Annotated in this window: 21 protein-coding genes; 10 read left to right on the top strand and 11 right to left on the bottom strand. The window is 67.3% G+C overall.

The features are described 5' to 3' along the window. Positions 1–4: 4 nt before the first annotated feature. From AC1RRJ_RS12495 to AC1RRJ_RS12510, 4 genes are all read right to left on the bottom strand, one after another. Positions 5–628, bottom strand: coding sequence for a hypothetical protein (locus AC1RRJ_RS12495; protein WP_493123139.1), 624 nt, complete (start codon positions 626–628; stop codon positions 5–7). Continuing rightward, complete coding sequence (ribH, locus tag AC1RRJ_RS12500; RefSeq protein WP_088473706.1) at positions 621–1,046, bottom strand: 6,7-dimethyl-8-ribityllumazine synthase; 426 nt, start codon at positions 1,044–1,046, stop codon at positions 621–623. The genes AC1RRJ_RS12495 and ribH overlap by 8 nt, the downstream gene beginning before the upstream one ends. Then, on the bottom strand, positions 1,046–2,323 hold the full coding sequence (gene ribB / locus AC1RRJ_RS12505; protein ID WP_493123142.1) for a 3,4-dihydroxy-2-butanone-4-phosphate synthase: 1,278 nt from the start codon (positions 2,321–2,323) through the stop codon (positions 1,046–1,048). The genes ribH and ribB overlap by 1 nt, the downstream gene beginning before the upstream one ends. 68 nt (positions 2,324–2,391) lie before the next feature. Beyond that, entirely contained in the window at positions 2,392–3,018 is a 627-nt protein-coding gene (locus tag AC1RRJ_RS12510) for an ankyrin repeat domain-containing protein (RefSeq protein ID WP_493123144.1), read from the bottom strand. Between the two features lie 84 nt (positions 3,019–3,102). Between AC1RRJ_RS12510 and AC1RRJ_RS12515 the strand changes: the two genes are divergently transcribed. The 3 genes from AC1RRJ_RS12515 to AC1RRJ_RS12525 are packed head-to-tail and all read left to right on the top strand — an operon-like array spanning position 3,103 to position 4,908. Next, positions 3,103–3,750, top strand: a complete 648-nt coding sequence (locus tag AC1RRJ_RS12515) for an SCO family protein (protein WP_493123146.1) — start codon at positions 3,103–3,105, stop codon at positions 3,748–3,750. Further along, positions 3,747–4,196, top strand: coding sequence for a YcgN family cysteine cluster protein (locus AC1RRJ_RS12520; protein WP_493123148.1), 450 nt, complete (start codon positions 3,747–3,749; stop codon positions 4,194–4,196). The genes AC1RRJ_RS12515 and AC1RRJ_RS12520 overlap by 4 nt, the downstream gene beginning before the upstream one ends. Further along, entirely contained in the window at positions 4,177–4,908 is a 732-nt protein-coding gene (locus AC1RRJ_RS12525; RefSeq protein ID WP_493123150.1) for a M48 family metallopeptidase, read from the top strand. Before AC1RRJ_RS12520 ends, AC1RRJ_RS12525 begins: the two co-directional genes overlap by 20 nt. A gap of 3 nt (positions 4,909–4,911) precedes the next feature. On the opposite strand, the gene AC1RRJ_RS12530 is transcribed toward AC1RRJ_RS12525, so the two are convergent. The 5 genes from AC1RRJ_RS12530 to AC1RRJ_RS12550 form a co-directional block, all read right to left on the bottom strand. After that, positions 4,912–7,098, bottom strand: coding sequence for a transglycosylase domain-containing protein (locus AC1RRJ_RS12530; protein ID WP_493123152.1), 2,187 nt, complete (start codon positions 7,096–7,098; stop codon positions 4,912–4,914). A gap of 73 nt (positions 7,099–7,171) precedes the next feature. After that, on the bottom strand, positions 7,172–7,573 hold the full coding sequence (gene msrB, locus AC1RRJ_RS12535; protein ID WP_493123154.1) for a peptide-methionine (R)-S-oxide reductase MsrB: 402 nt from the start codon (positions 7,571–7,573) through the stop codon (positions 7,172–7,174). An 80-nt stretch (positions 7,574–7,653) separates the two neighbouring features. Beyond that, on the bottom strand, positions 7,654–8,772 hold the full coding sequence (locus tag AC1RRJ_RS12540; RefSeq protein WP_493123156.1) for an NAD(P)/FAD-dependent oxidoreductase: 1,119 nt from the start codon (positions 8,770–8,772) through the stop codon (positions 7,654–7,656). After that, positions 8,751–9,464 (bottom strand): methyltransferase domain-containing protein, encoded by a 714-nt coding sequence (locus AC1RRJ_RS12545; RefSeq protein WP_493123158.1) that lies wholly within the window; start codon positions 9,462–9,464, stop codon positions 8,751–8,753. Before AC1RRJ_RS12545 ends, AC1RRJ_RS12540 begins: the two co-directional genes overlap by 22 nt. After that, the gene (locus tag AC1RRJ_RS12550; protein WP_493123160.1) at positions 9,461–10,534 is read right to left on the bottom strand and encodes a type III polyketide synthase; all 1,074 of its coding nucleotides are present in this window, start codon (positions 10,532–10,534) and stop codon (positions 9,461–9,463) included. Before AC1RRJ_RS12550 ends, AC1RRJ_RS12545 begins: the two co-directional genes overlap by 4 nt. 94 nt (positions 10,535–10,628) lie before the next feature. On the opposite strand from AC1RRJ_RS12550, the gene AC1RRJ_RS12555 reads away from it, so the two are divergent. Together AC1RRJ_RS12555 and AC1RRJ_RS12560 are read left to right on the top strand one after the other, a co-directional pair. After that, positions 10,629–11,120 carry a DUF4402 domain-containing protein gene (locus tag AC1RRJ_RS12555; RefSeq protein ID WP_493123162.1) on the top strand — a complete coding sequence of 164 codons (492 nt, stop codon included), beginning with the start codon at positions 10,629–10,631 and terminating at the stop codon, positions 11,118–11,120. Positions 11,121–11,152: 32 nt separating this feature from the next. After that, positions 11,153–11,824 carry a hypothetical protein gene (locus tag AC1RRJ_RS12560; protein WP_493123164.1) on the top strand — a complete coding sequence of 224 codons (672 nt, stop codon included), beginning with the start codon at positions 11,153–11,155 and terminating at the stop codon, positions 11,822–11,824. On the opposite strand, the gene AC1RRJ_RS12565 is transcribed toward AC1RRJ_RS12560, so the two are convergent. Then, complete coding sequence (locus AC1RRJ_RS12565; RefSeq protein WP_493124126.1) at positions 11,821–12,483, bottom strand: YggS family pyridoxal phosphate-dependent enzyme; 663 nt, start codon at positions 12,481–12,483, stop codon at positions 11,821–11,823. The genes AC1RRJ_RS12560 and AC1RRJ_RS12565 overlap by 4 nt on opposite strands. 50 nt (positions 12,484–12,533) lie before the next feature. Here AC1RRJ_RS12565 and AC1RRJ_RS12570 point away from each other — a divergent pair, with 50 nt between their 5' ends. Beyond that, positions 12,534–13,160, top strand: coding sequence for a thiamine phosphate synthase (locus AC1RRJ_RS12570; RefSeq protein WP_493123166.1), 627 nt, complete (start codon positions 12,534–12,536; stop codon positions 13,158–13,160). Here the strand turns inward: AC1RRJ_RS12570 and AC1RRJ_RS12575 are convergent. After that, positions 13,133–13,846 carry a hypothetical protein gene (locus AC1RRJ_RS12575; protein ID WP_493123168.1) on the bottom strand — a complete coding sequence of 238 codons (714 nt, stop codon included), beginning with the start codon at positions 13,844–13,846 and terminating at the stop codon, positions 13,133–13,135. The two genes, AC1RRJ_RS12570 and AC1RRJ_RS12575, sit on opposite strands and share 28 nt — an antisense overlap. 276 nt (positions 13,847–14,122) lie before the next feature. On the opposite strand from AC1RRJ_RS12575, the gene AC1RRJ_RS12580 reads away from it, so the two are divergent. The 4 genes from AC1RRJ_RS12580 to holA are packed head-to-tail and all read left to right on the top strand — an operon-like array spanning position 14,123 to position 18,768. Further along, positions 14,123–14,584 (top strand): DUF3576 domain-containing protein, encoded by a 462-nt coding sequence (locus AC1RRJ_RS12580; RefSeq protein WP_493123170.1) that lies wholly within the window; start codon positions 14,123–14,125, stop codon positions 14,582–14,584. Positions 14,585–14,635: 51 nt separating this feature from the next. Next, entirely contained in the window at positions 14,636–17,185 is a 2,550-nt protein-coding gene (leuS, locus tag AC1RRJ_RS12585) for a leucine--tRNA ligase (protein ID WP_493123172.1), read from the top strand. Further along, on the top strand, positions 17,185–17,730 hold the full coding sequence (gene lptE, locus AC1RRJ_RS12590) for an LPS assembly lipoprotein LptE (RefSeq protein WP_493123174.1): 546 nt from the start codon (positions 17,185–17,187) through the stop codon (positions 17,728–17,730). The genes leuS and lptE overlap by 1 nt, the downstream gene beginning before the upstream one ends. Positions 17,731–17,736: 6 nt before the next feature. Next, positions 17,737–18,768 carry a DNA polymerase III subunit delta gene (holA, locus tag AC1RRJ_RS12595; RefSeq protein WP_493123176.1) on the top strand — a complete coding sequence of 344 codons (1,032 nt, stop codon included), beginning with the start codon at positions 17,737–17,739 and terminating at the stop codon, positions 18,766–18,768. Positions 18,769–18,882 lie beyond the last annotated feature (114 nt).

An 18,882-nucleotide genomic window follows, 5' to 3' on the forward strand; every position in this document is an offset into this window, starting at 1 on the left:
TAAGCTAACCCTTCTCGGCGAGCGCCTTGTCGACGAGGCTTGCGCCGATCGGCCCGAGTATTTTGCCGCCGAACCGGAACAGCAGGATGGCGGCAACGAAGAGCAAAAGCGGCTCGACGAGCAGCGCCACGGTTGCGGCGAACAATGTGACGATGAACAGGGTCACGAAACCGCTGCTGAGCTTCGCCTGACCCTGAGGGCCGAGCTCGATCGTGCGCGGGCCCTTGGCGTCCCACCATTTGCCGGTGACGATCGTTTTCCGCGCGCCGCCGGCTTGCGGCGCCGGACGGCTGGTGGCCCGCGCGGTTGCCGGCCCGGATTTCAGGGCGGGTCGGTCGGTCGGCGGCTGGCTCCATGGCTGCCTGACGGGCCTAGCCGTTGGCGCTGTTTTCTGCTGCGCCGGTGCAGGCCGCGCGCTCAGCCCCGATTCGGTGCGTGCTGCGGCGGACATATCGGCCGCAGCGCCCGGTTTGGCGGGGCGAATGGGCTCGACGCCCGTTTTGCGATCATGAACGGCCATGCGTTCGGCCGCCGTCGGCGGGGTCTGGCCGGTCTGCTTGTCGATCACCACCAGCCGGCCGCCGCGCTCGACGACGGAAAACCGGCTGGGGGGTGGGCGATCAACCAATGCCGAATTGTTCCTTCAGGGCCAGCATGGCGAGCGCGGCCTTCGCCGCTTCGCCGCCCTTATCCTTGCGCGTCTTGTCGGCGCGCGCAAGCGCCTGTTCTTCATCCTCGACGGTCAATATGCCGTTGCCGATGGCCAGGCCGTCGAGAGTCAGCGCCATGATGCCGCGCGCGCTCTCGTTCGACACGACCTCGAAATGATAGGTTTCGCCGCGGATGACGACGCCCAGCGCGACATAGGCGCTATAACGCTCGCTCTCGGCGGCGAGCGCAATGGCGGCGGGAAGTTCGAGCGCGCCGGGGACGGTCACGGTTTCATGGCTATGCCCCTCGGCCTCGAGCGCGCTGCGCACGCCGTCGAGCAGCATGTCGTTGAGGTGCGAATAGAAGCGCGCTTCGGCGATCAGAACATGCGCCATTATTCGGCCTCCCCGGGGATCGAGCGTTCGCCGACGACCGACAGGCCATAGCCTTCCAGCCCGACGATATTGGTGTGCGACGGGGTCAGAAGCTCCATCGCGTGAACGCCGAGGTCGGCGAGGATCTGTGCGCCGATGCCATAGGTGCGCAGGTCCATGCCGCCCGACGGCGGGGGCACGGCTTCGGCCGCAGCGGAGCCCGGAAGCGGCCGCATCAGCATCACGATGACGCCCGCACCGGCTTCGCCGACGGCTTCCATCGAGCGCTGCAGGCGGCGCTTCTTCGGTCCGGGCTGGCCCATGATGTCGTCAAAGATCGAGACCGGATGCATCCGCACCAGCGTTACGCCCGCGGGATCGACCGCGCCCTTTTGCAGCACCAGATTGACGGTGCCGTCGATCTTGTTGCGATAGGATTTCAGCCGCCATTCGCCGCCATAATCCGATTCGAACGGCTCGTCGGACACGCATTCGACCAGCCGGTCGTTGCGGTGGCGATAGGCGATCAGGTCGGCGATGGTACCGATCTTGAGCCCGTGGCGCCGCGCAAAGGGGACGAGGTCGTCGAGCCGCGCCATCGTCCCGTCGTCGTTCATGATCTCGCAGATCACCCCCGACGGGTTGAGGCCGGCGAGCCGGCTGATGTCGACCGCGGCCTCGGTATGGCCGGCGCGGACGAGGACGCCGCCGTCGCGCGCGATCAGCGGGAAAATATGGCCGGGGGTGACGATGTCGTCGCGGGTCTTCCCGCCGTCGATCGCGACGGACACGGTGCGTGCGCGGTCGCCCGCCGAAATGCCGGTGGTGACGCCTTCGCGTGCCTCGATCGAGGTGGTGAAGGCGGTTTCGTGCCGCGTGCCATTGTTGCGGCTCATCAGTTCGAGCCCCAGTTCCTCGACGCGGTGCCGGGTCAGCGTCAGGCAGACGAGGCCGCGGCCGTGGGTGACCATGAAATTGATCGCATCGGGGGTGGCCATCTGCGCCGGGATGACCAGATCGCCCTCATTCTCGCGATCCTCGTCATCGACCAGGATGAACATCCGGCCGTTGCGCGCCTCGGCGATAATTTCTTCGGGGGTGGCCATCGGCGACAGGTCGCTGCCGTTCGCGAGCCAGTTCTCGAGCTTGCGCAGCGTCTCGGCGGTGGGGTTCCAGCCGGGCGATTCCAGATCGCGCAGGCTGTTGGCGTGAAGGCCCGCAGCGCGCGCCAGGCCGGAACGGGACATGGTCCCGTCGTCGACGATGGCACGGATACGGTCGATGAGCTGTGTGGACATGCGACTCATGTCTCACATTATAATGTGACTGTCAATCAGGATATCACATTGCGCGATTGGTGCGCCGATCATTTGGGTCCGAATGTCGGTCCAAACTCGCGGGTCGGGGCTGCGTCAGCCTTGGCGTCGAGCAGCGCGATCAGCTGTCCGGTGCGGTCGTCGCGCTTGGCATAGTCGCGCGCCGACATGCCGGCGATATGGTCGGCCTTGTCGGGATTGGCGCCGGCGCGGACCAGCAGGCGGACCATTGCGACATTTTTCGCCTGCACTGCCAGGATCAGCGCGGTTTCGCCGCGCCGGTTGGTCTGGTCGACCGGGGGTTTGCGCTCGAGCAATTCCTGGGCGCCATCGGCGAAATTGAGCAGCGCGGCGTGCATCAGCGGAGTCACGCCCTGACGGTCGCCGATCGCCGCGTCGGCGCCCTTGCTGATCAGGAAGCGCACCCAGTTGAGGTCGCGGCGTTTGGTGACGATGATCAGCGCGGTCTCGCCATTTTCGGGATGGCGCGTGTTGACGAGCGTTGCATCATCCTTCAGCGCGTCGGTCGCCTTGGTCCCGTCGCGGCTCTCGACCGCCTGCAAAAAGGCATAGCCGCCGCGGAACTGCGCCTGCGCGGGGACGGCGCTTCCCGCACCCGCCGCCATCGCGACGGCAAGAAGAAGGGAGGCGAGGCGGATTTCAGCGCGTCGGAACATAGTCGAGCGATCCTGGAGCATGTGCGCCGCGATCCGCGACGACAAAGGTTGATTTTCGGCGGCCAGCCGACCAAGGCTGGCCGCATGATGAATATCGCAATTATGGGGCAAAAGCTCGCCCGTTCAAGCCTGCTGCTGATTCTTGGTGCGGCGCTGGCCGGTTGCAACGGCCCCGCGGCTACCTCGACAGACGCCCGCCCGCCGCTGGAAGGCGCGCGGATCGGCGGTCCCTTCACCCTGACCGACCAGAATGGCAAGACCGTCAGCGATACGGATTTCGCGGGCCAGTATCGCCTCGTTTATTTCGGTTACAGCTTTTGCCCCGACATCTGCCCGGTCGATTTGCAGAAGCTGATGCGCGGTCTCGCGCAATTCGAAAAGGATGATGCGGCGCGCGGCGCGAAAATTGCGCCGCTGTTCATCACCGTCGATCCCGAACGCGACACGCCCGCAGCGCTGGCGCCCTTCGTCGCGCGCTATCACCCGCGCCTCCTTGGCCTGACCGGCACCCCCGAACAGATCGCCGCAGCGGCGAAGGCCTATGTCGTAACCTATCACAAGGTCGACGGGTCGGCGCCCGATCGCTATTTGATGGCGCACAGTCAGCTCGCCTTTTTGATGGGCCCCGACGGCAAGCCGCTCGCGCTGTTGCCGCTCGACGATCCGTCGACCGAAACGGACGAGGGCGCGCCCGCCGCGGTCGCCGCCGAGTTGGCGAAGTGGGTGAAATGACGCCCGGCCGGGCGAGCGGGCGCCCCTTTTGGGAAGCGCCGCTCGCCAGCCTCGACGCCGGCGAGTGGGAAGCCTTGTGCGACGGGTGCGGAAAATGCTGTCTGCACAAGATCGAGGATGAGGACACCGGCCGCATCTATCCGACCAATGTCGCGTGCCGCCTGCTCGACCTCACCACGGCGCGTTGCGGCGATTACAAACATCGCCGCCGCCACGTCCCCGACTGCCTGACGCTGACCAAGTCCAAGGTCTATGACATCGAATGGCTGCCGCAAAGCTGCGCCTATCGCCTGCGCGCCGAGGATCGCCCGCTTCCCGACTGGCATTATCTGGTGTGCGGCGACCGTGAGGCGGTGCACCGCGCCGGCGAATCGATCGTCGGCTGGACGGTCAGCGAGGATGTCGCCGGTCCGCTCGAGAATCATCTTGTCGAACGCGTCGTCTGACTTCGCGCCCGACGGCCCGCAAATATGGGTCGGCGATGATCCGTGGCCGGTGCGGCTGGTCCATCACGCCCAGTCGCGGCGCTATCGGCTGGTCTTCGATTCGGCGCGCGGCGAGCTCCGGCTCACCCTGCCGCGCCGCGCCAGCGCCGCGCGCGCGCTCAAATGGGCGGCCGAACAGCAGGAGTGGCTGGTCGAACAGGTCGGCAAGGCGGCGGTCCCGGTGATCGTCGGACCCGGCGCGGCGGTGCCGCTGTTCGGGATTGACCGCCATATCATATGGACGCCGTCGGCGCCGCGCACCGTCCGGCTGGGCGATGATCGCCTGTCGCTGGGCGGTCCCGCCGAAACGATCGGGCGGCGCATCGAGCGCTGGCTGAAGGCGCAGGCGCTCGAACTGATGGAACGCGAGAGCCGCGAGATCGCGGCGGCGGCGGGACTGGCCCTTGGGCGCGTCGGGATCGGCGATCCGCGCAGCCGCTGGGGCAGTTGCACCGCGACCGGCGACCTGCGCTATAGCTGGCGGCTCGTGATGGCGCCCGATCATGTCCGCCGCGCGACGGTGGCGCACGAGGTCGCGCATCTGCGCCACATGGACCATGGCCCCGATTTTCACGCGCTGGTCGACGAATTGCACGACGGCGATGTCGCCGCGGCGCGCGGCTGGCTGCGCCGCGAAGGACGCGGCCTTCACCGCTATCGCTTCGCGGTCTGAACCCTAGTTGTTATCGCCTGGCGGCGTCCTTTGGGGCGGCGCTTTGACCACGGGCGGCGCGACTCTCGGCTGCGCGCCGTTTTTGGTCTGTCCGCCATTCTCGCCGGGAGCGCGGCGGCCGGTCTGTTCCTCGATCCATTGCTGGTTGAGTACCGGGCCGTCGTCGGGCGTTTCGGACGGCGGCGGCGCGACGGGGTCGGTGTTCGGAACCGGTGCGGTTGCGGGCAGCTCGATCGGCATGCCATTTTCATCAACCAGTGCGCCGTCATCGGGCGCTCCGAAATAGGCGTCGCCTTCTTCCTCAAGCTGCCATTCGGGCAATTTGACCTCGGTATCAAAGGCTTCGACCGGGCGGCGGGCCACCGCGACGCGCATATAGTCGGCAAAGGCTTTCGCGGGAGCGCGGCCGCCCTGCAGTCCGCCAACGGGTTTCGCGTCGTCGCGGCCCATCCATACACCGGTGGTCAGCCCGCTCGAAAAGCCGAGGAACCAGCCGTCCTTGTTGCTCGACGTCGTACCGGTCTTGCCCGCGACGGGGCGGCCGATCTGCGCTGCCCGGCCGGTGCCGGTGGCTACGGCGGTCTGGAGCAGGTCGGTAATCCCTGCCGCGACCCAATTGTCGACGAGCACCTGCCCGTTTGTCGCGGGGCGCTGATAGAGCAGGCCGCCGTCGGCGGTCGTGACCTTGGTGATGCCATAGGGCTGCACCGACACGCCCTTGCGCGACACCGCGGCAAAGGCGGCGGTCATGTCGATCACGCGCGTTTCGGCGCTGCCCAGCACCATCGACGGCTGGGTGTTGATCGGAGTGGTGATGCCGAAGCGGCGCGCCATATTGGCGACCGAGGAAAAGCCGACCTCGTCGCCGAGTTTCGCCGCGACGGTGTTGACCGAATAGGCGAATGCCGTGCGCAGGCTGATCGCGCCCGAAAAACGCCCCGACGAGTTGCGTGGCGACCAGCCGTTGATTGTCACCGGCTCGTCGACGACCTGATCGTCGACCTTATAGCCCGATTCGAGCGCCGCCATATAGACGAAGAGTTTCCACGCCGATCCGGGCTGGCGCAGCGCCTGCGTCGCGCGATTATAGTTGGAGGTGACATAGTCGGTGCCGCCGACCATCGCGCGCACGGCGCCGTCGCGGTCGAGCGAGACGAGCGCGCCCTGCACGCCTTTGGGCGTATTGGCCTGGATCGACGCGGTCGCGGCGCGCTGCATGCCAAGGTCGATCGTCGTATAGACGTCCAATGCTTCGGCGCCCTCGTCGATCAGCATGTCGAGCTGCGGCAGAGCCCAGTCGGTGAAATAACGCGCGCTATTCTGGCCGGTTTCCTTGGCGAGCTGAACATTGGCGGGTTCGGCGCTGTCGGCCTGCGCGCGGGTGATCACCCCGGCATCGACCATGACGTCGAGCACGACGCCGGCACGGCCGAGCGCGGCCTGCGCGTCGGCGGTCGGCGAGTAACGCGAGGGTGCCTTGACCAGTCCCGCGATGACGGCGGCTTCGGACAGCGACATTTGCGTCGCGCTATGACCGAAGAAGCTGTTCGACGCGGCGTCGATGCCATAGCTGCCGCCGCCGAAATAGACCTTGTTCAGGTAAAGCTCGAGCAGCTCGTCCTTCGAGAATTTCCATTCGAGCGCCATCGCCAGCACCATTTCGCGCAGCTTGCGCGTCCAGGTGTAGCTGTTCGACAGGAAGATGTTCCGCGCGAGCTGCTGGGTGATCGTCGATGCGCCCTGCATGCGCCGCCCGCTGCCGTAATTTTTGGCGGCGACCGCTGCGGCGCGCGCCATGCCGACAGGATCGACCCCCGGATGATAGCGGAAACGCCGGTCCTCGACCGCGACCATCGCGTCCTGCATCACCTGCGGGGTTTCGCCAAGGCTGAGCCAGCGGCCGTAATTGGGGCCGAGCGACAGGAACACCGTGCCGTCGGCGGCGCGCAGGCGGATCGTCTGCCCGGCCGGCGATTTCTTGAGCTCTTCGAAACTCGGCATGCGCTGTACGGCGATGCCGACCGCGATGCCCAGTGCGATCAACCCGACAATCGCGAGGCCGATGCCCCAGCGGAAGAGCCGCCGGAACCAGACGCGCCAGCGCGAGGGCGCGGGCGAACCCGGCGATCCCCGTCCTTTACCCGATGATGGCGATTTTCCCGACGATGCTTGCTGTCGTTCGCGGCGCAAAGCCCGTATTCCTTACCTTAAGGGACTGGCCCTGATTGCGCCCCTGATGCGTCAACCCCGCGAAAGCCGTGGTTCAGCCTTCGCCCGTCTCCGCCTCTTCCGGCGCGCGCCCCTCGAAGTCAAGCGCCGCGCTGTTGATGCAATAGCGCAGCCCCGTCGGCCCGGGGCCATCGGGGAAGACATGGCCGAGATGGCCTTCGCATGAAGCACAGCGCACTTCGGTGCGGACCATGCCGTGGCTGCTGTCGGTCAGTTCGGCAACCGCGGCATCGGCGGCGGGGGCGGTATAGCTGGGCCAGCCCGATCCGCTGTCATATTTGGTGCGGCTGTCGAACAAAGGCGCGCCGCATCCGGCGCAGCGATACATGCCGTCGCCCTTGTGGTCGGTATATTTGCCGGTGAAGGCGCGCTCGGTGCCGCCTTCGCGCAGCACATGATGCGCCATCGGGTCGAGATCGGTCCTGGGATTGGTCATGCGGATAGCTCCTTGGGGGGAGGGCGATGTGTTGCGCCCAATATCGGACCGAAACCGCCTTGCCGCAAGGGGCACGCGGCTCAGCCGCTCCGGATGCGCGTGGCTTCCGAAACCCAGCGCACGAGCGCGGGCAGGCGCGCCGAAAGCGACGTCACGCCGCCAGCGAACAGCGGATTTTCGCCCGTGCGCCAGACCAGATTGGCGATAGCGAAGGGGCGGCGCATCCGCCCCGCGAGCCGATGCTGAAAATCGGGCGCTGCGGCCGCCCCCGCATGACGCCACGCCGCCACCGCGGCATCGGCGCTCGCGAGTGCCAGCCCCATGCCCTCGCCCGCGAGGCTCGGGATCACCCCCGCCTGGTCGCCGAGGCGAAACAGGCCGGACGCGGTATCGTGCGTACGCCAGCCGTAAGGGACATGGCCGATCGCATCGACGCTTTGCCCCCAGTCGGCGTGGGCAAGCCGCTCGCCGAGCATCGGGTGCGTGTCGCCGAGCGCGCGCAGCAGCGCCGCCGGCTGGCCGCCGGCGGCATCGAGCCGCGATTTGTGGACCGCGAGGCACAGGTTCGCGCTGCCCCCTTCCTGCCGCACGAGCCCCGCATAGCCATGGTCGAACAGATGAAGCTCGACCGCATCGCCGACCAGCCGGTCGAGCGCGGCGCTCGGCGGCACGCGCAGGCGCAGGCCCATCACCGGGTCGCGCTGTTGCCATGCCGCCGGCTCGCGCGGAAATCCCCGAAAGCCGTGTTTGCCTGCCGCGAGGAACAGCGAGGGCGCCGACAGGGTGGCGCCGTCGCGCGTCTGCACCGCGCCGCCTTCGATCGTCGTCGCATGGACCCCGCGTTCGAGCGCCGCGCCCGCCGCGACGGCGGCCGCCTGCAACGCGGCGTCGAGCCGAAACCGCGACACCGCCATCGCGGCTTCGGGCAGCATCGTCTCGCTGCGGCGCCTTCCGGCGAACAGCCGCACCGACCGCACCACCTGCCCGCCGAGCGCATCGGGCGCGATCCCCAGCGCCTCGAGCCGCGCGAGCGACTGCCAGCTCAGAAATCCGCCGCACAGCGCATCGCCGGTTTCGCGCGCGCGTTCGAGCAGCAGGGTTTTCGCCCCGGCCCGCGCGAGGCCGATCGCCGCGGCGGCCCCGGCGGGACCGGCGCCAACGACGATCGCTTCGGGGTTCACCGGATGCGCTCGACGCACAGCCGCCAGGGAAAGCTGCGAAAGATGCGCGCTTCCGCAGCGCTTTTGGGCAGCGCGTCGGCGAGCATCGCCTGCCATTCGGCGCGGCGAAAGCTGCGCCCGACCGAAAGCTGCCCGTCGCGGCGCACGATCGGATCGACCAGCGCCAGCGTCGCGAGTAGCGGATATCCGGCGAAGGGCAGGCGCTGGCGGTGGAGGTCGTTGACCAGCCAGCCGCGCGCGGCCTCATCCTCCATGAAGCGCAGAAAGGCGGCGCGTTCGGCGGCGCTCATATGATGGGTCACGAGGCTGGAGAGGATGATATCCCACCCCTGCCCCGCCAGATCCTGATAGTCGCCGGTGATCAGCCGCGCCCGTCCGTTCAGCCGGGCATCGGCGACGGGCGCGCTCTTCGGATTGAGGTCGACCCCTGCCAGATCGAGCGCGACCCCGCGCCGGTCGCCCCAGCGCGCAATCCGCACCAGCATGTCGCCGCTGCCGAAGCCGACGTCGAGGATGCGCCACGGCCGGTCGCCGATACCGCCTGCGCGTACGCGGTCCAGAAAGCCCAGCGTCGGCCGCGCCGCCAGCGTCAGCGCGTTGATCCGCGACAGGTCGGCAAGGACGCGGGCGTAGCGCGCGGGCGCCAGCCCGGCGGCGTCCATCTCTTCCTCCGCCTGTATCGGCCTGCGAAGGCTGGCGAAGGGGTTCATGACGCGGTGAAGCGGATCGCTTCGGCGGCGAGGCCGGGGCCGAACGCGATCGCGACGCCCTCGCCCTTCGCCCCGCGCGCCATCATGTCGGCGAGCACGAACAGGATCGTCGCCGACGACATATTGCCGAAGCGCGCGAGCACCGCGCGGCTGTCGGCGAGCGCGTGCGCGGGAACCTCCAGCGCATGTTCGACCGCGTCGAGCACCGAACGGCCGCCGGCGTGGACCGCGAGCAAGGGCGGCGGATCGCCCGCGCCGAACAATTGCTCGCGCGCCGCCGGGACGCTCAAGGCCTCGCGCAGCCGCCCTGGAACCTCGCCCGAAAGCTGCATCGCAAAACCGCTGTCGCCAATGTCCCAGCGGATGAGGTCGGCGCTGTCCTCGAGCGCGAGGCTGGCGCCTTCGCCGAGTGCAAGGCCATGCGCGTCGGCGGAGACGATCGCCGCCGCTGCGCCGTCGCTGAATTGCAGCATCATCAACAGCGGTTCGGCCTCGTCGGCGTGTGCGAGGTGCAGCGTCGACAGCTCGACGCTGACCACCAGCACGACCGCGCCCGGCTCCGACCGGACGATATGCCGCGCGGTGCGCAGCGCGGTGACCCCGGCGTAGCAGCCCATGAAGCCGATCAGCACGCGCTCGACCGTGGGCGAGAGGCCCAGCCGCCTGGCCAGTATCTGGTCGATCCCGGGGGCGACGAAGCCGGTGCAGCTCGCGGCGACGATATGGGTGATGCGCGCGGGATCGAAGCGATCGCCGAGCGCGGCGATCGCCGCCATCGCAAGGTTGGGAGCTTGCTCGGCATAGGCGGCCATCCGCGCCGAGGTCGGCGGCAGGTCGGGATCGCCGTAAAAACCGCCCGGTGCGATCAGCGATCCGCCGCCGGGGGCCGGCGGCAGCACCGACCAGCGATGATCGATCCCCGACCGCGCCGCCATGCGGGCAAAGATCGCGCGCATGCGATCATCGGCGATCCGCGGCGCCGCCCAGTCGATGAAGCTTTGGTGGATGTCGTGCCCGGGCACCGCGGTGGCGAGGGCGTTCAGCCAGGCGGCGGGCGGCTTGATGGTCATGCTACACCTTGGCGCAAAAGCAGGGGGCGGACCAGCCGATAAGCGCCCGGCGTGCTTTACGGTGGATTAACCGTGACGATGCTACGGAGGGGGCGTGAAACTGCGCCTTTTTCTTGGTCTTGGCCTGCTCCTCGCCTGTCCTGCGACGGTGGTCGCGCAGTGCCAGCTTTGCGCGCAGGACGCGGCGGACGGCGCGGCGACGAGTCGCAAAAGCGAAACCCCGCTGCGCGTTGATATTGAAACCCAGCTCGATTTCAGTCGCGTCGCGGTCGGCGCGGGCGGCGGTACGGTCGAACTCGACCCCGCATCGGGCGCGCGACGGCTCAGCGGTGCGATCGTCGACCTCGGCGGTTTTCCGGTGACTGGTGTGGTGACGGTACGCGGCGAACCGGGAGCCGAAGTCCGCGTGATCCTGCCCGCGACTGTCGATCTGGAAGGCGACCATGGTCGCAGCGCGCGCGTCACCGGCCTTGCCACCAACCTTTCACCCGCCCCGCGTCTGGATCCCGACGGGCGGCTCCAGATCGCAGGAATCGACGACGGCGACTATCGCGGGCGGATCCCGGTGACGGTCGAGTATCAATAGGTAATCCTTCACGTCTGCGTTAAAATCAGAAAATGACACGAACGATTGTCGCCCTTCTGACCCTTTTCCTGCTGATTGCTGTGGAAGCCGCTTTCGCGGCGGAACGGGTCGCGCCATTACCGGCAGGCGTCACACCCTCGGAACAGGCGAGAGTCCGCGGACTCTATGCCGAAGCGGAGATCGGCGACCTTTACGCGAGCAGCGAAATTGAGAGCTTTGAGGCAGCGTGCAAAGATCGTGGGATTGATGCGGAGGTCGAAGGGCGCGATTTGCTTTGGAAAGGCAAGCGCCGGATCTATCGTATCCGTCAGAGCATTGTGATCTTCGAGGAACGTCCGACCGCAAAAACTGATCCGGACGGCTGCGTAGCCTCAATATCGCTGCGCCCCGCCGTCATTGTAAAACAGGGCATCGGGGAGCGGACGGACGACTGGATCGATCCTCCTATGAAGAAGTGTGGCGGCCGCTTTGTCACCTGCTGGACGGAGAAGGTCGCAGGAGTGGCAGCGCGATGCGTCAATTCGAGCAACGGGTTCGACGGAGTCGTCACATGCTATTCGATACAACAGGACCTCAGTCGAGACCTGATACTGTCGAGAAGCGTCTGGACCGATACGGGAGGGGGGGGCGACTGGTCGATCGGCACGGTGCTGACCGCTGCCTTGATCGATCCAGTCGTCTTTCATGTCGTTTCGGAACCTTAGCCCCGCACCCCGAACAGCGCCGTGCCGACACGCACATGTGTCGCGCCCATCGTGACCGCAGTCTCATAATCGCCGCTCATCCCCATCGAGCGCAGCGGCAGCCCGTGGCGTTCCGCAAGCTCGTCGAGCAGGGCGAAATAGGGTGCGGGTTCGATGTCGGCGGGGGGGATCGCCATCAGGCCGGTGATGGCGAGCCCGGCGTCTTTCGCTTCCGCGAGCAATGCAGGCAGGTCGCGGACCGCGCAGCCGCCCTTCTGCTCCTCGTCGCCGATGTTGACCTGCACGAACAGGGCGGGCTGTTTCCCTGTCTTTTCGCAGGCGCGCGCGAGGGCTTGCACCAGCGACGAGCGGTCGACCGAATGGATCGCGTCGAACAGTTCGATTGCCTCTTCGGCCTTGTTCGATTGCAACTGGCCGATCAGGTGGAGCACGACGTCGGGAGCTTCGGTGCGCAGCGCAGGCCATTTGCCTTGGGCTTCCTGCACGCGATTCTCGCCGAAATGGCGCTGGCCGGCGGCGATCAGCGGGCGGATATCCTCGGCCTCGTGGGTCTTCGACACCGCGATCAGGCAGATGTCGTCCGTGCGCCGCTGCGCGCGCTTCGCGGCATCGGCAATCGCCGCCTGCACCTGTGCCAGCCTGTTCGCTGCGTCGCTCATCATCGGTTCCTGTCGTTGCGCCTGTTTGCAGCGCGCCTATAGGAAGGGCGATGCCGCGACGCCACCCCCTGTCCCCGCACATCTGGCTGTTCAGCGACGAGCGATCGGCGATTGATGCCGTGACGCTCGCGGCGTTCCTCCCGCCGGGCAGCGGGATCGTCGTGCGCCATGACAGTCTCGCGCCCGCGGAGCGCTGGCGTCTCGTGCGGCGGCTGAGCCGTATCGCGCGGGCGCGGCGGCTGGTGCTGCTGCTCGCCGACACCCCCGCGATCGCGCACCGCTGGGGCGCCGACGGCGTTCATTTGCGCCAGCATCATGCGGGCAGGGCGGGGCAAGCGCATCGGCTGGGGCTGATGCTCACGATGCCGGTGCACGATCGCGCCGAAGCGCGCCGGGCGCGCCGCGCCGGTACGCAAGCTGCTTTCATCTCGCCGCTTCATCCGACGCGCTCGCACCCCGGCGCGCCGGGGCTCGGTCGCGCCGCATGGCTGCGGCTCGCCCGACTCGCGGGCGCGCCGCCGGTCGCGCTCGGCGGCATGACGCGCGCGCGCGCGCGCGCGTTACAGAAAGCGGCAGCGGCAAGCGGCGTCACTCCCGGCTGGGCGGCGATTGATGCGTGGGTGGAAAAGGCGGCGAAGCGCCGGGCGCGTCAGAAGCGGAACGCGGTTCCGACATAGACCGCCTGGCTGTCGCGGCGCGTATCGGTCAGCGGCTCGACGCGTTCGTCGCTCCGGTAACGGACACCGGCGGTGACATCGATATTCTTGGTCACGCGATAGCTGCTGACGACATCGACGATCTGGTCTTCACCCGGTGCGGTGACGCGATCGGTCGCGCCGCTCGGCTCGCTGGGCCGCGCGATCATGCGCGTTGCGAAGCGCGATTTCTTTTCTTCCTGCTCGGGTGCTTTCGCGATCGGCAGGTTGCGCAGGTCGACGCCGCGCGGCAGCGCCGGCGTCACGAATTTCTCGAACCCGACCGAGGCGCCCAGATTATAGGCAACCGGGGTGATGGCGACCGGCGCCTTGCGGCCCATCGCCATTGCGGCCGTGCGCGATGCGCTCGACGCGTCGTCGCGCGCGCGAATCACGACGGTGATCGCCCGGTTCTTGCGGTTTTCGTCGGTCATCGCGGGAGTAAAGCTGAACCCGCCGCGCGCATTGGCCGACATTTTGGCATAGCGTGCAATCAGCCGCGGATCGCCCGAAGCGGGAGTGAATTGGCCAAGCAGGGTTTCGGACAAGGCGGTGTCGCGGATGCGATCGGTGCGGCTCATCGCGGCGAGGGCAGGCGGCAAGGCAAGCGAAATCGCCGCCAAAGCGACGATGCTGCCTTTCCAAAAATGTCGCGATTTGCGCGCCATATGCTCTGCGACTCCAACCCCTAGAGACTCGTCAAATAGGCCTTCCGTTGCAAGATTACCAGTGATTCGGGGCCCGGTAATCTTACTATATTCGCTTTTCATCGAAACTTGTTGCGCAATGACAACAGTCGGCCGCTGCCTGAGCCGGGCATGAACGGCGGCAAAGCGGAATTTGCGGCGCTTGCCCGACGGCGGCAAGGGCGATAGAGACGCTGCAAATTATCAGCAGTGCGGCCCGGTTCCATGCCCGGCGCGCCCAAAATAAGGTGTTTCGGCATGCCCAAGCTTACCCTTCTTGCCACGCTCGGTCGCCGTCCGGCCACGCTCGCGCTGCTCGGCGTCGCGGCGCTCGGCCTTTCGGCGTGCGGCGGCAAGGAACGGCCGCGCGCCGATCTGGCCGCCAGCCAGGTGACGACGATCGGCGTGAACAGCTATTTGTGGCGCGCTTCGCTGGACTCGTTGTCGTTCATGCCCTTGCTGCAGGCCGATTCGTCGGGCGGCGTCATCATCACCGACTGGTATGCCAATCCGGGCAACGCCAATGAACGGATGAAGGTGACGGTATCGATCCTCGACCGCGATCTGCGCGCTGACGCGCTGCGCGTCGCCGCCTCGCGCCAGATTGCGCAGGGCGGGACTTGGGTCGATGCGCCGGTGCAGGCGGCAACGGTGCAGAAGCTCGAGGAAATCATCCTCACCCGCGCCCGCGATCTGCGCCGCGGTGCCTTCCAGGGCTGATCCACGGGCGCGCCTCGCGCCGAACCAGACAGAAAACGGGAAGCTCAAGACATGACCCGCGAAACGCGCTTTGGCGCCTTGGCCGCCGATGCCCGCTGGCAAGCGGCGTGGGAGGCAGCGAACAGCTTTGCCACCACCGACAGCGGAGAAAAGCCCAAGGCCTATATCCTCGAAATGTTCCCCTATCCCTCGGGGCGCATCCATATGGGCCATGTCCGCAACTATGCGATGGGCGACGTGCTCGCGCGGTTCAAGAAGATGACGGGCCACGACGTGCTCCATCCGATGGGATGGGATGCGTTCGGCATGCCGGCCGAAAATGCCGCGATGGAAAAGGGTGTCCATCCGGGCGGCTGGACCCGCGACAATATCGCCTCGATGCGCGGCCAGCTCAAACGGCTCGGCCTGTCGGTCGACTGGAGCCGCGAACTCGCGACGTGCGAACCCGACTATTATGGCCAGGAACAGGCGCTGTTCCTCGACCTGTTCGCGGCGGGGCTCGTCACGCGCAAGGAAAGCTACGTCAACTGGGATCCCGTCGACATGACCGTGCTCGCCAACGAGCAGGTGATCGACGGCCGCGGCTGGCGCTCGGGCGCGCTCGTCGAGAAAAAGAAATTGTCGCAGTGGTTCCTGAAAATCACCGACTTTGCCGAAGAACTGCTCGAAGGCCTCGGCAGCCTCGACAGCTGGCCCGACAAGGTCCGGCTGATGCAGGAAAACTGGATCGGCAAGTCGCAGGGGCTGGAATTCAGCTTCAAAATGGTCGGCGGCGCGGCGGGTTTCGACGTCTTCACGACGCGCCCCGACACGCTTTATGGCGCGAGTTTCGCGGCGATTTCGCCCGACCATCCGCTCGCCGAACGGCTGGCGAAGGACGCCCCCGAACTCGCCGCCTTCATCGCCGAATGCCGCCGTCAGGGAACCTCGGCCGAGCAGATCGAGACCGGTGAGAAGCTCGGCTTTGACACCGGGCTTTCGGTCGAACATCCGCTCGACCCCGCGCTGCATCTGCCCGTCTGGGTCGTCAATTATGTGCTGATGGACTATGGCACCGGCGCGATCTTCGGTTGCCCGGCGCACGATCAGCGCGATCTTGATTTCGCGCATAAATATGAACTGCCCGTCCACCGCGTCATCGCCGATGGTGATGAGGTGTCGCTGCACTTCACCGGCAAGGAAGCCTACACCGGCGCCGGCAAGCTGGTGAACAGCCACTTCCTCGACGGGATGACGATCGACGAGGCCAAGGCCGCCGTCGTCGCGCGCGCCGAGCATGAAGGCTGGGGCAAGGGCACCACCGTGTGGCGCCTGCGCGACTGGGGCGTCTCGCGCCAGCGTTACTGGGGGACGCCGATTCCCTTCATCCACTGCGCCGCGTGCGGCACGGTGCCGGTACCCAAGAGCCAGCTTCCCGTCATCCTGCCCGAGGATGTCGATTTCTCGGTCCCCGGCAATCCGCTGGCGCGCCATCCGACGTGGAAACATGTCCATTGCCCGGGCTGCGGCGGTGATGCGGTGCGCGAAACCGACACGCTCGACACTTTCGTCGATTCGTCGTGGTATTTCCTGCGCTTCGCAAGTTCGCCCGCCGACCGGCCGTTCGATCCCGAAGTGATCCGCCGCTGGCTGCCCGTCGATCAATATATCGGCGGCATCGAGCATGCGATCCTCCACCTGCTCTACGCACGCTTCTGGACGCGCGCGCTGCACAAGATGGGGATGATCGACATCGTCGAGCCCTTCGCCAGCCTGTTCACGCAGGGCATGGTGACGCACGAAACCTACAGCCGCGAACAGGGCGAAGGCTTGCCGCCGCTCTATTTCACCCCTGACGAGATCGAACGCAGCGCCGATGGCGCGACCTTGACCGCCGATGGCGCGCCGGTCGCGGTCGGCCGCGTGATCAAAATGTCGAAGTCGAAGAAGAATGTCGTCGATCCCGACTTCATCCTCGACCAGTATGGCGCCGACGCCGCGCGCTGGTTCATGCTGTCCGACAGCCCGCCCGAGCGCGACCTGCCGTGGAGTGAAGCCGGGATCGAGGGCGCGTGGCGCTTCGTCCAGCGCCTGTGGCGGATCTTCGGCGACACCGAAAATACCGGTGACGGCGGCGAAGATCCGGGCCTCGCGCGCAAGCTGCACCAGGCAATCGCCGGGGTCGCCGCCGATATCGAGGCTTTGGGGTTCAACAAGGCGGTGGCGAAAATCCACGCGCTCGCGAACGAGATCGAAAAGGCCAAGCCTTCGGCGACCCGCGCCGAAGCCTGCGCGACGCTGATCCTGCTCGTCGCGCCGATGATGCCGCACCTCGCCGAAGAAGCATGGGCGGCGCTTCCGGCAAGCCAGCGCCCGGTCGCGATGGTGGCCGATGCGGCATGGCCCGCCGCGAATCCGGCACTGCTCGTCGACGACGAAGCGACGATCGCGATCCAGGTCGCGGGCAAGCTGCGCGACACGATGACGCTTGCCAAAGGGCTCGACAAGGATTTGGTCGAGGCCGCGGCGCTCGCGCGCCCGCGCATCGCCGAACTGCTTGGTGGCACTGCGCCGAAGAAGGTGATTGTGGTCCCCGACCGTTTGGTGAATATCGTACCCTGATGCGCGCCCTTTTCACCTCGTGCCTTGTCGCCGCTTCGCTGCTTGTCGGCGGCTGCGGGCTGCGTCCGCTCTATGCGAACGGCAGCAAGGGCGCGGTGGCGATGGTGCTCGCCGACGTCGATGTCGCGCCGATCGAGGGGCATAGCGGCTGGCTCGTCCGCAACGCGCTGCGCGACCGGTTCCAGGCGACGCAGGCCGGGCACGGTGCGGGCAAGCGGCTGCGCCTCGACGTGCGGCTGGAAGATTCGATCACCGGTTTTGGCGTGCGCGCCGACGATGCGGTGACGCGCGAGCGGCGGACGCTGCGCGCGCGCTATCAGCTGGTCGATGCCGCATCGGGCGAAGTGCTGCTGGACGCGGTCGCGGCGCAGGACGCCGGGATCGACGTCGTCGGCAGCGAATATGCGACGATCGCCGCCGAATCGTCGGCGCTCGAACGGCTGGCCTCGGGCGTCGCCGATCAGATCGTCGCGCGGCTGGCGGTGTTCGCGAACCGCGGCGGCGGTCAGGTCCAAGCAACCCCGGCATCCGCGCCGGTCCCTTGACCGGTCATGAAAACGGTCAAGCCCACCGACCTCGAACGCCAGTCGCGGCTCGACCCCGCGGTGCGTTTCACTTTGCTCACCGGTCCCGACGAAGCGACGATGGGCGCGCTTGCGGCGCGGCTGATCGGCCTTGCCGGCAAGGACGCCGAACGGCTCGACCTGAGCGCCTCGCAGCTTTCGCAGGACCCCTCGCTGCTCGCGGCCGAGGCGGCATCGATGTCGCTCTTTGCCACCCAGCGGATCATCCGGCTCGAAATCGGCGGCAGCGGTGACGATTGCCTCGCGGCGGTCGAAGCGCTGATCCATGCCGACACAGCGATCAACCCGGTGGTCGCGACCGGCGCGTCGGTCACCGCCAAGTCGAAACTGATCAAGCTGGTCGAAGGCGCGGGCAATGCCATCGCCGCAATTTGTTACCAGCCCGACCGCCGCGCGCTCGTTGGCATCGCGATGGCGGCGGCCGAGGAACAGGGGCTCCGCCTCGCCAATGCCGAAGCGCAATTGCTCGTCGACCTCGTGTCGGGCGATCAGGCGCTGATGCGCCGCGAGATCGAGAAAATGGCGCTCTATCTCGACGCTGCGCCCGACCGGCAGCGGCAGGTGGCGGCTGCGGACATCACCGCATTGGGCGCCGCGACCCACGAGGAAGATGTCAGCGAATGCATCAATGTCGCGCTCGGCGGCAAGGTGCGCGACATGCCCGCGATGCTTGCCAAGGCGACCGCGGTCGGGGTTGCGGAGATCCGCATCATCCGCGCGCTCGCGATCCGCGCGATGGCGCTTGCGCGGCTGCGGGCCGAGGTCGATGCCGGCGCGCATCCCGCGACCGTAGTGTCGGCGCGGAGCAGCGGGATTTTCTGGAAAGAGCGCGACGCGGTGACCGCGCAGCTTCATATCTGGGATTCGCTGCGCATCGCGCGGTTGATGAGCCGCCTGCTCGACTGCGAGCGCGCGCTCAAGGCATCGGGGACGGCGGGCGCGGTCTTGTTCCGCAAGTTGATGACCGACATCGCGCACCAGGCGGCGCGCGCGCGCTAAAGATCTTCGCCCCCGCGAAGGCGGGGCCCCTCACAGCCTTGTCCTTCGTTGCCGCGTAAACTTCCGGCGGCTCCCGCCTTCACGGGGGGCGACGGCTTCCCAAAAAGAAACCGC

The sequence above is a fragment of the Sphingopyxis sp. GW821-FHT12C06 genome (assembly GCF_058807415.1).